Source organism: uncultured Arcticibacterium sp., assembly GCF_964021845.1.
GTDB lineage: Bacteria > Bacteroidota > Bacteroidia > Cytophagales > Spirosomataceae > Arcticibacterium.
The window spans coordinates 180,429-193,420 of the sequence record NZ_CAXHZC010000004.1 but is presented as its reverse complement, the minus strand read 5'-3'; the positions used below and the strand labels follow the sequence as shown (position 1 = coordinate 193,420).

At 36.3% G+C, this 12,992-nt stretch carries 12 protein-coding genes; 7 read left to right on the top strand and 5 right to left on the bottom strand.

What is annotated here, in order from left to right:
- Positions 1-4: 4 nt before the first annotated feature.
- The 4 genes from AADJ06_RS13115 (at position 5) to AADJ06_RS13100 (ending at position 7,276) form a co-directional block, all read left to right on the top strand.
- Positions 5-3,097, top strand: coding sequence for an efflux RND transporter permease subunit (locus AADJ06_RS13115; RefSeq protein ID WP_341226920.1), 3,093 nt, complete (start codon positions 5-7; stop codon positions 3,095-3,097).
- Between the two features lie 33 nt (positions 3,098-3,130).
- Positions 3,131-4,474, top strand: coding sequence for a TolC family protein (locus AADJ06_RS13110; RefSeq protein ID WP_341226919.1), 1,344 nt, complete (start codon positions 3,131-3,133; stop codon positions 4,472-4,474).
- Positions 4,475-4,679: 205 nt separating this feature from the next.
- On the top strand, positions 4,680-6,692 hold the full coding sequence (locus AADJ06_RS13105) for a cyclic nucleotide-binding domain-containing protein (protein ID WP_341226918.1): 2,013 nt from the start codon (positions 4,680-4,682) through the stop codon (positions 6,690-6,692).
- The gene (locus AADJ06_RS13100) at positions 6,689-7,276 is read left to right on the top strand and encodes an SGNH/GDSL hydrolase family protein (RefSeq protein WP_341226917.1); all 588 of its coding nucleotides are present in this window, start codon (positions 6,689-6,691) and stop codon (positions 7,274-7,276) included. The genes AADJ06_RS13105 and AADJ06_RS13100 overlap by 4 nt, the downstream gene beginning before the upstream one ends.
- Before the next feature lie 78 nt (positions 7,277-7,354).
- Here AADJ06_RS13100 and ssb read toward each other — a convergent pair whose 3' ends face one another.
- The 5 genes from ssb to AADJ06_RS13075 form a co-directional block, all read right to left on the bottom strand.
- The gene (ssb, locus tag AADJ06_RS13095; RefSeq protein WP_341226916.1) at positions 7,355-7,675 is read right to left on the bottom strand and encodes a single-stranded DNA-binding protein; all 321 of its coding nucleotides are present in this window, start codon (positions 7,673-7,675) and stop codon (positions 7,355-7,357) included.
- 371 nt (positions 7,676-8,046) lie between these two features.
- Complete coding sequence (locus AADJ06_RS13090) at positions 8,047-8,184, bottom strand: hypothetical protein (RefSeq protein WP_341226915.1); 138 nt, start codon at positions 8,182-8,184, stop codon at positions 8,047-8,049.
- Between the two features lie 18 nt (positions 8,185-8,202).
- Positions 8,203-9,138 (bottom strand): IS1595 family transposase, encoded by a 936-nt coding sequence (locus AADJ06_RS13085; RefSeq protein ID WP_341226914.1) that lies wholly within the window; start codon positions 9,136-9,138, stop codon positions 8,203-8,205.
- 106 nt (positions 9,139-9,244) lie between these two features.
- On the bottom strand, positions 9,245-9,394 hold the full coding sequence (locus AADJ06_RS13080) for a hypothetical protein (RefSeq protein ID WP_341226913.1): 150 nt from the start codon (positions 9,392-9,394) through the stop codon (positions 9,245-9,247).
- Positions 9,395-9,492: 98 nt separating this feature from the next.
- Positions 9,493-9,882, bottom strand: coding sequence for a hypothetical protein (locus AADJ06_RS13075; RefSeq protein ID WP_341226912.1), 390 nt, complete (start codon positions 9,880-9,882; stop codon positions 9,493-9,495).
- A 410-nt stretch (positions 9,883-10,292) separates the two neighbouring features.
- Here AADJ06_RS13075 and AADJ06_RS13070 point away from each other — a divergent pair, with 410 nt between their 5' ends.
- From AADJ06_RS13070 to AADJ06_RS13060, 3 genes are all read left to right on the top strand, one after another.
- Positions 10,293-10,985, top strand: coding sequence for a hypothetical protein (locus AADJ06_RS13070; protein ID WP_341226911.1), 693 nt, complete (start codon positions 10,293-10,295; stop codon positions 10,983-10,985).
- A gap of 73 nt (positions 10,986-11,058) precedes the next feature.
- Positions 11,059-11,682 (top strand): hypothetical protein, encoded by a 624-nt coding sequence (locus tag AADJ06_RS13065; RefSeq protein WP_341226910.1) that lies wholly within the window; start codon positions 11,059-11,061, stop codon positions 11,680-11,682.
- 256 nt (positions 11,683-11,938) lie between these two features.
- Positions 11,939-12,976: a PDDEXK nuclease domain-containing protein gene (locus tag AADJ06_RS13060; protein ID WP_341226909.1), complete on the top strand. Its 1,038-nt coding sequence runs from the start codon at positions 11,939-11,941 to the stop codon at positions 12,974-12,976.
- The last annotated feature ends 16 nt before the right edge of the window (positions 12,977-12,992 follow it).

The window sequence follows — 12,992 nt, the reverse complement described above, 5'->3', positions numbered from 1 at the left end:
AATTATGTCAATATCAACGCTCTCCATAAAACGGCCCGTCTTAGCGATAGTAATGAATCTACTGATTCTACTTTTTGGAATAGTTAGTTTCCAATATTTGGGTGTTCGAGAATACCCATCAGTAGACCCTCCTGTGGTGACTGTAAGTACAAGTTACCCTGGTGCCAATGCCGACATTATAGAATCCCAAATCACTGAACCTTTAGAAAAAGTTCTTAACAGTGTAGAGGGCATTCGCTCTGTGAGTTCTTCTAGTAATCAAGGCTCTAGCCGAATCACTATTGAATTTAAGCTGGGTCATGATATGGAGCGTGCCGCAAATGATGTGCGAGATAAAGTCTCTCAAGCTGTTAGGCAGCTTCCAAACGATATTGATGGTTTGCCAAACGTGAGTAAAGCCGATGCCGATGCCGAAACCATCCTTTCTTTTACATTACAAAGTGATAAAAGAGATATGTTGGAGATTTCGGATTATGCCGAAAATGTAATTTCTCCTAGGTTTGAGACTATTGAAGGGGTAAGCTCAGTAAGAATTTGGGGCTTTAAAAGGTATGCCATGCGTTTATGGATGGACCCAGACAAAATGGCCTCGCAAGGTGTAACCACGCAAGATGTAAAAGCAGCTTTAGATAGAGAAAACGTAGAACTCCCTTCTGGTAAACTTCAAGGAGACAATACCGAATTAGTGGTAAAGACTATTGGCAAGTTTGTTAACGAGGAAGACTTCAACGACATGATTGTTAGAAACGAAGGAGAACAAATCGTTCGTTTTAAAGACATTGGCTTTGCCGAGTTAGGCCCAGAAAACCCAGAAACCTTATTAAGATGGAATGGCGTGCCTATGGTAGGTATTGCTATTACACCTCAGCCTGGCTCTAACTACCTCGACATAGCAAAAGAATCACACAATAGAGCCGACCAGGTCAGGGCCATGCTTCCAGACGATTACTCTATGGAAACTATTATGGATAACACCGTTTTTGTGGAACAATCCGTTGAAGAAGTCGCAGAAACCATCTTAATAGCCATCTGCCTAGTGGTGGTGATTATCTTCTTGTTTTTTAGGGATTGGATAGTGGCTATTAGACCATTGATTGATATTCCTGTTTCCTTGGTAGGAACATTCTTCATCATGTGGATTTTCGGTTTTTCTATTAATGTTTTGACACTACTGGCCATAGTACTTGCCACTGGACTGGTGGTGGATGATGGTATTGTGGTCACAGAAAATATTTACAAAAAAATAGAAGGTGGCATGAACCCTATAGAAGCGGCCATCAAAGGTTCCAATGAAATTCTCTTTGCGGTGCTTTCTACTTCCATTACACTGGCAGCGGTGTTTTTACCCGTAATTTTCATGGAGGGTTTTGTAGGAAAATTATTCCAAGAGTTCGGTATTGTCTTGGCCACTGCGGTATTGATTTCTGCTTTTGTTTCATTAACCCTCACGCCAATTCTTAATGCCTATATAAACCGAAAGGTTATTAGAAAAACTAAGTTTTGGACAGCTACAGAGCCATTTTTCAAAAACATGGAAACTAGCTATAACACTAGTCTTGGCAATTTCCTGAATAAAAAAATAGTGGCTGTATTTATTCTAATTGGCACTTTTGGTTTGACCTACTATTTTGGCAGTAACCTTGATTCTGAACTTGCTCCGTTAGATGACCGAAGTGATTTAGCTCTTAGAATGACGGGGCCAGAAGGCTCTTCTTATGAGTACATGGACAATTACATGCAAAAAGTGTCTCAGATGGTCATGGATTCCATTCCTGAAATTAACGGAATACTTAGTGTTACCTCACCTGGTTTTTCAGGTTCTGGTGCCTCAAATACAGGGTTTGGAAGAGTCAAATTAAAACCAAAAACAGAACGAGAAAAGTCCCAATCTGAATGGGGCGATTACTTAAATACCCAGTTAAAGACTATTCCAGAGGCCAAGGTTTTTGTAAGTGAAAGGCAGACTATTGCCCTTAATAAGCGTGGTGGCCTTCCTATTCAATATGTAATTCAAGCTCCGGGTTTTGAAAAATTAAGGGAGTATTTACCAAAATTTACAGAAGCTGTTCAAAACGACCCAACCTTTACCATTATAGACCAGAACCTTAAGTTTAGTAAACCTGAGCTCTCTATTAGCATTGACAGAGAAAAAGCGAAAAGCATGAATGTTTCTGTGGCAGATGTGGCTCAGAGCATGCAGTTGGCCTTTGCTGGACAAAGATTTAGCTATTTCAACATGAATGGAAGGCAGTACCAAGTGATTGGACAGTTTGACAGAGGAAACCGAAATGAACCTATTGACCTGAGAAGTATGTATGTCAAAAACTCCGATGGTGAACTGGTGCAGCTTGATAATATTATTAAAACCGAAGAGCAGAGCAGCCCTCCGCAGCTATATCATTACGACAGGTATATGTCTGCCACCGTATCGGCTGGTTTAGCTCCCGGAAAAACTATTGCCGACGGCATAAAAGCCATGGATGACATTAGAGATGAAATTGGCGATGAAGCTATTCTTACTTCCCTAACTGGTTCTTCACGTGATTTTGAAGAGAGTTCTAGTAACACTATGTTCTCCTTTATTCTTGCTTTGGTTTTGGTTTACTTGATTCTTTCTGCTCAGTTTGAAAGCTTCGTTGACCCGCTCATTATTATGCTTACTGTGCCGCTAGCCATTGCCGGAGCGGTGATATCCTTGTGGTTATTTGACCAAACCTTAAATATTTTCAGCCAAATAGGTATTATCATGTTGGTAGGTTTGGTAACTAAAAATGGTATTCTGATTGTGGAATTTGCTAACCAATTAAGAGAACAAGGTTTAACAAAAACCGATGCCGTGGTGCAAGCCGCCACTTCCAGGCTAAGGCCTATCTTAATGACCACCTTAGCTACATGTTTTGGTGCTATGCCAATTGCTTTAGCCCTAGGCTCAGCGGGAGAAAGCCGCAGGTCAATGGGAATAGTGGTGATAGGTGGCTTAATGCTCTCGCTAATGCTTACCCTTTATGTGATACCTGCCATGTATTTATATTTAAGTAAAAAGAAAGACATCAAACGCCAGCAAGAGATTGACGAAATGGCTTTGGAATACGCTTAAATCCTTTTAAAAAAAATGCTACAAGAAAGCCGTATGCAGACAAAAAATACTTTTCTTCAAATATTCCTTTCTCTTCTTCAGGCCTCTTTAAAGGGGCTTGGAGTTTTGTTATTGTTTTCCGTTTCGGTACAAGGTCAAAATCTTATGACGCTAGAAAAAGCTATCTCAGAAGCTTTAGAAGGAAACTTTGGTATTCAGATAGCGGAAAGACAGGTGGACGCCGCCGAAAACCAGATTTACAAAGGAAACGCTGGCATGACCCCTACTATAGACTGGAATACAAATGTAAATGGTAACCTAAGTCAGGTAAACCAAGTTTTTTTAGATGATAGAAAGATAAACCGTTTGGGCCAATCTTTTGCCCCTAGTACCAATGTGGCTCTTAGCTGGACCCTGTATGACGGCAGAAGAATGCAAACGAGGTATGAGCGACTAAAATCTGAAGGGCAGCAAAGTCAGATAGAAAAGAAACTGGTGGTTCAGAATGCGGTGGCAAATGTCATGCAGACCTATTATCAAATATTGAGACAAAAGGAATCTGTAGATTACCTCACTACCATTATTGGCTATTATAACGAGCGACTAAAAATTACGGAAGAACGCTGGCAAATAGGGCGGGGTTCTAAACTAGATTATTTACAATCAAAAGCCGACCTCAACACTCAGGAGTCTAGTTTGGTCAACGCTAAAAACGAACTAAAAAATGCCAAAATTAGACTTAACAATATCTTAGGAGCTGCTTCTGAGCGAGATTTTGATATTGTAAACGTGGCATCGCCAAAAACGCAGTACACGCTAGCCCAAATGCTGGATCAAGCCAAATCAACAAACCAAGATTTAGTACTGCTAAACAAAGCTTTAGAAATAAGCCTGTTAGACCAACAAGAAATGGAGTCTTTCAGAAAACCAAGAATAGCCATGAACTCGTCTTTCGGGTACTCTTTAAGTAAAAACAATGCAGGTTTTCTTGCTCTTAACCAGAGTTTGGGGCTGAGTGCAGGGCTTACCGCCACTTGGAATATTTTTAATGGCCACGCTACGCAAAGGAATATTCAGCTGGCTAAAATAAATACGGACATAGTCAACACCCAAAAAGAAAGCCTTCTGAACCAATTAGATGCTGATATAGCCACTGCTTTTTATCAATTTCAAACCGACCGTGAGCTTTTCAATTTAGAAACAGAAAATAAGGACGTAGCAGAGGAAAACTTGACCATTTCTTTAGAAAAGTTTAAGCTAGGAAGTAGTACTATCTTAGAGCTAAACGATGCCCAAAGACGTTTTGATGATTCGCTAAATAGATTGGTCAATGCTCAATATAATGAGCGTGTATCTGAATTGGAATTACTTCGTTTGAGTGGTGCTTTGGTGCAGTAGCTTTACTTTATCCTTTGAGTGTCTTATCAATACAATCACATTTCCAATAGCCACAGAATTTAAAACTATTTATTAGCAAATGTCGTCTCGGTGTTTTGTCATTATCAACTAGTTGCCATTTCTAGGCTGCTATATTCTCAATTGTATTATTTTCATTTTTATACTTAGTCTTTGCGAACTCTGAATTGTTATATACTTTTATGCAATGCCCCTTTCTGACATATTAAAAGCTTTATCCTTCCTAGATGAACCAGACCAAGACATACTTAATGAACTTGCCAATGGTTGTAAAAAAATAAGTTTCAATAAAGGAGAGGAAATCACTACGCAGTTTGCTTCTAGTACTCATTTCTATATATTACTCACTGGCGAAGTCTCCTTTTCTATTCAGTTAGAACATGAAGCAGCCCAATTTGAGGTTGGCTATACCAAAGGTCCTTTAACTCCATTAGGATGGTCTGGATTTAGAAGCCCATATAGATACGCTACCACAGATACAGCCTCAACAGATTGTCAGGTTTTACAGTGGAGCCATGAGTATCTTAGAAACATATTCACCAAGTACCCAATTCTAGGGAGTACATTTTTGGAATTTGTTCTTGAACATGCCGTAAAATTGCTTTCCAAAGTAAGAACAGAATTAAGTACTTATCACATTGCGGATTGGGACTCTGACCAATTACTAGAAAACACGGAAGACCGACAGTCTACCAACTCCCCTTCTCTAACCGACTTATTGAGAAAGTCCCCATTCTTTGAAGTATTTAGTGACAAGTATTTAAAAGAGCTTGCAAAAATTGGTAAGCGAAAAGAATTCACTGCCGGTGAGGTCATTATGGAGCAAGGAGAAACAGGAATAGGCTATGACATCCTAGTTTCGGGAAAGGTTTCTTTAAACTTTACTCCTCTAGAAGACATTGGCAAAAAATTAGCCCTGATGCGTACCTTAACGCATGAGGGATATACCATTTCTTGGGCTGGATGTTTAAAAGACAAATCAAACGTTTCAACCGCCATTGCTCTACAAGACTCTGTAGTATTTCACTTTCCTAAGAAAAAACTTCTTAGCCTTACAGAGCAATATTCAGATTTTAAATTATCACTTCACTATAGGCTCTTATGGCTTATAGGCAACCAGTTAAGGTCGGCGAGGTCAAGGCTTATTTCTCAAAAATTTGAAAAAGAGATACTTGCAATTCGGAATTTAATAGAACAAAACTCTACCCAACTAGATGCAAGCTCTAAGCTTCATAAAGTTCCTTATTTACTGAACAACATTCTTACACTAGAAGATGCCTTTTTATGTTTAAGAACATTGATTAAAAACGGTAATACCCTAGAAAGAGGTTTAGCGAATGTATGTCTTGGTGTGCTAGGCAATGTAAATCAAGAGAATAAATTTTATAAAGGCTTAGTCAATGTGTACGAATCTGTGGTTAAATCACCAAGTGATGAGCCAAGTTCCGCTATCCGAAAAAAATGTGCTATTCGTTTTCAAGAGGCTTTTGAACATTCAGATTATGTGATTGGTGGCTGGGAAAACTTACCTGACCAAGCAGGACATATTTTCATTTATAACCATTTATTAAATCATCCTTATAATACGCTTCCTAATAACTTTCAGCTGACCCTAGACTCACACTTTGTGAGTTCTATGATTTTGCAAAAGAAATACGGCGACCCTGGAATTAGAGTAGTAAGAGTGAGCAGAAATGTAGAATATGGCCATCAGAATTACTATGACCGCCTTGGGCATATTAATGTGCATACTCCGGAGTCTGTAAGAATTAAAGAATCTGAAATAGAAAAAAAGAACAGAAAACAGCAGTTTTATGATGAGGCACAAGCCTATATTCAGGGTGGCGTTAATATTATGATTAGCCCAGAAGGAACAAGCCGAATTACCACCCAATCTCCAGGAGCATTAAAACCTGGGGCATTTAAACTTGCCTTAGAAATCAGCCCCGAACCGTTTATAGTACCAATTTCCGTTGCTAACTTTGATAAAAGATTAAGTCATAACGTACTATCCGCTTATATACATAAGCCTATGCGAATGAGTGACTACATAAAAGACAAGAATAACAGAGAAGAGCTAGCTGAGTTTTTAATAAACTTAGAAACTCAGTATAAAGGCTATGTACAAGAGGCTATAGATTTAGCAGAAGATTATAAAATAAAAATTTCTCAACCGACCGTTTTTAAGAAAAAGATATGACAGAAGAGTACGAAGTATTGGTTGAAGAATTAGAGGACAAATTACAAGGTCATAAAGTAGAAAGAGGCAAAACTGTGTTTTATGGTTCCTCATCCTTTAGGCTGTGGGAAAACGTAAATAAAGACTTAGCTGACAACCAGATTATTAATCTAGCATTTGGTGGCTCCACCATGGAAGCCTGCCAACACTATTTTGAGAGAATAGTGCTTCCTTATGCACCTAGCAAGATGGTGATTTATGCCGGTGATAATGACATTGGCAATGGCAGGTCTGCGGACCAGATATTGGAGTCTTTTGTACAGTTGCATCAAAAAATACGCTCTAATTTTAAAGATATCCCTGTCACTTTTGTCTCTATAAAACCAAGCCCTAGCAGATGGGATGAGGTAGAGAAAATCAAAGATACCAACCGTAAAATCAAGCGTTTTATTAATGCCGATAGCCATTGTAAATACATTGATATTTTTCAGCCAATGCTGGACGAAAACAAAAAGGTAAAAGAAGACCTTTTCATAGAGGATGGTTTACACATGAATGAAGCGGGCTATGCTATATGGAGCGAAGTTATGACAGGTAGCATTTGATAATTGGACACTTTGTAGAAAACGTCCAACTATCACTACGTTTTTTACGCTACGCTGAATTGGCAAAACCCTAATGTTTTATGCTTGACGGTTAACCTCTTCTACTTTGTAGGCTTGTATCTCGGTTACGTAAACTTTCTGATTATCCTTGTTCATGTAATTTCTGTACACCAACTTACCCTCTACTTTCACGAATTTACCTTTTGAGATTAATGACTCGCACTGCTCTGCCATTTTACCCCAAGCTATAATGTTATGCCAGCTGGTAACAGTTTTTTCTTCGTTGTTTTGCTTAAATCTTTCGTTGGTAGCTAAGCTGAAACTTGCCTTCTTAGCCTTGTCAAATTTTAATAGCTCTACATTTCCACCTGCGTTTCCTACTAATGTTACTGTGTTCATAATTGATAAGTTTTATTTAAATTAATGTTTAATTGTGATGCCGAATAGTCTTTGTTTCAAATCGACGATACAAAGGTGCGGCCGCTGTCAAGCATTAGTCGGTATTTAAACACTTGTATTCGAATAAAAGCATTTGTAAACGTTTGTTGTCGGATATTTTTGTTTATATTTGGTAACTATATACGAGTTGGGACAAGAAGATAAAGTTGGGTTTCGCCTATGATTCTAGGCTCATTTTTTGAAGCTGTAAATCTTTAGTGTCAATACACTTAGGTAAGATTAATACCGATTCACACTTCCAGTTTCAAAGAACTGGCTACAATCACTAATACCTTCGGTTAGGTTCTAGCAAACGGTCAATACCGATGTAGTTATTTCTTTTCGTCTTTCGCTTCTTCTTTATCTTTCTTTTCAGATACAGAAGCTTTTAATACAGCATCCAAAGTCCCGAATATCGAAACTTTGGATTCGTATTTATCAGACCTTTTTTTCTTTTGCTCTTTAGCCATAGACAAAGGTATAAAATATTAAACGGCTGTTAGGTTGCTATAACCCAAAACACTCTCACTATCATTTAAGAATCTTTCAAACTTACCTTGATTGCTTAAGTCTCTAGTATTAAAACGTCCTGCAAACTCGTCTAAGTATCTTTCTAAGTGCTTATCACTTACTTGGTGATAGATTCCATAGATACCTCTTTTCAAAACACTCCAAAAGTTTTCAATAGTATTCGTATGAACATCACCTGCTACATATACACCGATTGAGTGTGTAACTGTTTTGTGTCCGTATCTCTTACCAATCTTATTATAAACCTTAGCTTCGTCAGTATAAACTTTAGAGCCACTAGGAACGTGCTTTTCGATGAATGCTACCATATTGCTTTTAGTTGCATTAGGGATATGCTTTAAGACAACTTTACCATTTCTTTCTATAATACCTACCACGGCCTTTTTGGCTTGATATGGTGTACCATCATTTTTTAAGTGAGGGTTTTCATTAGAACGTCTTTTCGCATGATGTTTATTACCTTCTTTACCTCCGATGTAAGCTTCGTCAGCTTCTACCATATCGTTTTCACCTAACATTTTCGGGGCTTTATCTTTCAGCATCTCTCTAATACGGTGCAAAACATACCAAGCAGTTTTTTGCGTAATATTTAACTGAACAGCTAATTGAACCGAACTAATACCTTTTTTACTGGTAGTGCAAAGAAAGATAGCTGCAAACCATGTTCTAAAAGGTATTTTAGAGTTTTCGAAGATTGTACCAGTCTTTACAGTAAACTTCTTATAACACTCTTTATTAGCACATTTATGACCTCTATTAGTTTTGTATGTTTTCTCGCAGCCACAAGAAGGACAAACAGCAGAACCATTCCATCTAATATTTTCGTAATACTCGATGCAGGTTGCTTCGTCTTTGAAGTAGTCTAGTAATTGTATAAGTGATTTGAAGTCCATTTCTCTGCTTGTTTTGATACTCAAAGATACAATAATATTTTAATTTTAGGTACAACATGGGACAAGTTTAAGTAAAAAAAGAGAGACATTTAAATCTCTCTTTTTTTTAAGCAATAAAGTCTATTTCCCACCAACTAATGTCTAACACATCTTCACATATGTCAATAAAATAATCCCAATCAACTCTTTTATTTGTCTCTAAGGATATTACTTTATAGTCAATCAAAAAAGAAGTCTTTCCGTTTTTGGATTTCATCTTAGTTGCCCCATTTTTCAAAAACAACTTTTCTACTTTTACGAATGATATGGATTCTTTTGGCTTGTGCTTGCTGGTTATGGACATTAATATAAATCTTATGCGTATGCTACGTTTGCTTGATTGTATGGCAATGGGATGCTCATTTTCTTTTGTACACCTCCTTTATATAAAACATTTTTAGTGTCAAACATAAATTCAGGTAGCTTCTTAATATTTTTGAAGCTAAATTCTATCGTCCATCCAAAATGCTTCAAAGCATCGTCTAGAGTATCTCTCTCTAAATGAATATTAAAGAATAGGTTAAGATTTTCTTCAAAATCTCTCTCTGCTTCTTCTTTACTCACGTTAGAAAAACCTATTACTTTAAATTGCGGACTAAATACAGTCCACTTGTTTGCTCTTTCTTTTATTGCCACGGATAATCCAACTTCAATAGATGCGTTACCATTGGCTTCGTCCTTTTCTATTTTTAGGAAATTTTCCATTTTTACCTCCCCTTTTTGTTTAATTGTCTTAGTCTTTTTTCTTATGGTTTAATTGTTGATTAACGGTTGAATGTTGTTTAACAATTATACACAAATATATATCATATAATTGCATTGTTGTAATCTGTAGGTGTAAATTTTGCATCTGCAAATTCTACAATTGCAGATTCTACATTATCATATTCTACTTATACAACAGTAGATTTACAATTATCATTCCATTATATATATACAACAATAGACGTAGTTTACTATCATAAGGTTGTTAATAAGCTGTTATGCTAGATTCATGTTTACTAAATTCACATTTTTAACATAAAGTATTTAGTTTGTCCCAACTCGTATATAGTTGCCTTATATTTGACTGAAATACAAATACTTATACAAATAGGTGCGTATATCCATATGTTATGAGCAAGCAAAATGAAATGATGATTAAAACAAACTTAACTGTACTAGCTGTACTAGCTTTATTCACCTTATCGTGTGTAAATAGACAAAATGGAGCCGACTCCAATATTGACAAGAAAGAAGAAATGGTAAATGACATAAGCTCTTTAAACGCAGGAAAGTACATTTCACAAATAATCCTTAAAAAAAATGTAGGAACAAAATCATTCTCTTCTTCAGAATTGAATGGAATAAACTATAGCAAACTATTTTCCAAAGAAGGATTACTAAATATTGTTGCTTACTATGATATTAGAACGCAACAGTTAGCCCAACAAACAAAATTTGAAGATTTCTTAATCTTTGAAGTAACCTACGACAATTCTGAAAATGCTAAAAAGGCTTTTGAGCAAATTAAATCAGATGCAGAATTAAGCAATTCAAAAGAGCAAATAGAACTTGAAGAAGAGCTTAGCGACAGGATAGAACTTCTAAAACTGGGAGAAAGATATGGAGGTTTAATTACCTTTAATGGAAATCAAATTTATAGTTTGGTAGAAAACTGCGATATATCACCATTAAGCAAAAGTTGGTTAGAATTAGAATATATGTTCACAGATGTACTGAAAAATGAAAATGGTTTTGTCGAAGTTTTAAAAGCAGGCTGTAAAGAAGGAAGATATTATGGTGGAAGAAGAAAAGCCAGCTCATAACAATATATATGAAATCATAACCGCCTATCGGCAGGCTACACTTCATATACTCACCGTTCCCACCCATTAAAAAATGAAAAGAAACTGGAAAGACATTAAATGGATATTTGAACCTGATGGCTCACTAATTGACTTATATGTCCAAGAGGTCTCACTGAATGATTGGAAAAAGGTCATAAGACTTCTCAACAAAAAGTTCAAGGTTAAATACAATGAAACTAATCAAATTGATGAAAACTACTTGATTAAATATCTAACTGATATGGTTGGAGAGATGGAAAGTAAAAGTGCATCAATCTTTCTTAATGAAATCCAAATTAACTGCCACTTCTTCCTTAGCGACCAAATTGAATTTGATATTGACCCGAAAGAAATAAATTCAATTTCCGACTTTGAATCTATAGAGAAATTTATGATTGATATTAGCACCGAAGTTGACAATCAAGTGATTTTAACAGGTGAAAACAATCCCAAATTCCCTTTAGTAAAGATCGATTCAAATAAGAAAATAAATAAAGTATTATCAGAAAGTGAGGTAAACCAATATAGGGAAAATCAAAACTCCATACTCAATAGAATCAAATCCATAAAGACGAACATCGAAATGAAATTAGCACCAAATAGATTTAAAGAGAAATTATTAAAAAGTACAAACGAACTTTATAAATCAACTAAAAAGGAAGAAAACGTTTGGTAACAAGCTGTGATCACATTATAGGCTATCGCCTACACTCTACGCAAAAAAACCGTAGAATACTGGCAAAAATAGGCTGTGACCAAAAAGTTAAAAAGAAGAGTAGGAAACAGAAGATTGTCATGAACATTGCCAACAACTATCCATTTCTCCGTAAAAGTAGGCCACAGGGTATATTAGAAATCATTCTATTCCATAAAAATCAACTACTCTTATCTTTTTGGAATAAATGTCACCGTATGTCATTATCACAATTACAATGAAAGAAGTTCAAAACACAAGTGACCAAAAACTTTTGAATGAGTTAGTAAATCTCGTTGAAGATGCTAAATCACAGGTTATCTCATATGTCAACAGTTCGCTTACAATCTTATTCTGGCAAATAGGTCATAAAGTACTAAACGAAACACTGGGAAACGAAAGAGCTGAATATGGACAAGAGATTGTCGTTACGCTGTCACGAGAATTAGTTTCTAAATTCGGTAGGAATTATGAACAGAAGAACCTAAGAAGGATGATTCAATTTGCTCAAAAATTCGACGATTTTGAGAATATCGTCACACTGTCACGACAATTGTCTTGGTCTCATTTCCTAAGCTTAATACCAATAAAATCACAAGATTCAAGAGCATTTTATGCTATTCAAGCCTTTGAAAATGGGTACAGCGTAAGAGAACTGAGAAGACAAATTAGTAAAAAATCATTCGAAAGGAGTACTAATGCAAACCTTCAACTAAAGAACATCACAAATCAATATAAAGGAATTTTCAAAGACCCATACTTTCTTGATTTTCTGGAGTTAAAAGATGGTTATTTAGAAAATGATTTGGAAAAAGCAATTCTCAAAGAATTAGAAAGCTTTATACTGGAGCTAGGTAGTGGTTTTACATTTGTAGAGAGGCAAAAAAGAATGATAATAGACAGTGAAGATTTTTATCTTGACTTGCTGTTTTATCATAGAAAATTAAAGAGGCTTGTAGCGATTGAGTTAAAACTTGGCAAATTTAAAGCTGCCCACAAAGGCCAAATGGAATTATATCTCAACTGGCTTGATAAGTACGAGAAAGAGAACGATGAAAATCCTCCAATTGGTTTAATTCTCTGTGCCGAAACTAGCAAAGAACAAATCGAACTCTTACAAATGTCAAAAGACGGCATAATGGTAGCAGAATATTGGACCGAACTGCCACCTAAAAAAGTACTTGAAGATAAACTCCATGAATATTTGCAAGAAGCTAGAGAAAGATTGGGAAGAAAAGAAATACGAGAAAAAGGTACGGAAGAAAACAGGTTATGAAGCCCTAATGGTTTTC

Excerpts from the sequence above, each read along its gene's own strand:
- AADJ06_RS13115 (WP_341226920.1), top strand. The coding sequence starts at position 5 with ATGTCAATATCAACGCTCTCCATAAAACGGCCCGTCTTAGCGATAGTA.
- AADJ06_RS13070 (WP_341226911.1), top strand. The coding sequence starts at position 10,293 with ATGAGCAAGCAAAATGAAATGATGATTAAAACAAACTTAACTGTACTA.
- AADJ06_RS13060 (WP_341226909.1), top strand. The coding sequence starts at position 11,939 with ATGAAAGAAGTTCAAAACACAAGTGACCAAAAACTTTTGAATGAGTTA.
- AADJ06_RS13085 (WP_341226914.1), bottom strand. The coding sequence starts at position 9,138 with ATGGACTTCAAATCACTTATACAATTACTAGACTACTTCAAAGACGAA.
- AADJ06_RS13075 (WP_341226912.1), bottom strand. The coding sequence starts at position 9,882 with ATGGAAAATTTCCTAAAAATAGAAAAGGACGAAGCCAATGGTAACGCA.
- AADJ06_RS13110 (WP_341226919.1), top strand. The coding sequence starts at position 3,131 with ATGCAGACAAAAAATACTTTTCTTCAAATATTCCTTTCTCTTCTTCAG.
- AADJ06_RS13105 (WP_341226918.1), top strand. The coding sequence starts at position 4,680 with ATGCCCCTTTCTGACATATTAAAAGCTTTATCCTTCCTAGATGAACCA.
- ssb (WP_341226916.1), bottom strand. The coding sequence starts at position 7,675 with ATGAACACAGTAACATTAGTAGGAAACGCAGGTGGAAATGTAGAGCTA.
- AADJ06_RS13100 (WP_341226917.1), top strand. The coding sequence starts at position 6,689 with ATGACAGAAGAGTACGAAGTATTGGTTGAAGAATTAGAGGACAAATTA.
- AADJ06_RS13065 (WP_341226910.1), top strand. The coding sequence starts at position 11,059 with ATGAAAAGAAACTGGAAAGACATTAAATGGATATTTGAACCTGATGGC.
- AADJ06_RS13080 (WP_341226913.1), bottom strand. The coding sequence starts at position 9,394 with ATGAAATCCAAAAACGGAAAGACTTCTTTTTTGATTGACTATAAAGTA.
- AADJ06_RS13090 (WP_341226915.1), bottom strand. The coding sequence starts at position 8,184 with ATGGCTAAAGAGCAAAAGAAAAAAAGGTCTGATAAATACGAATCCAAA.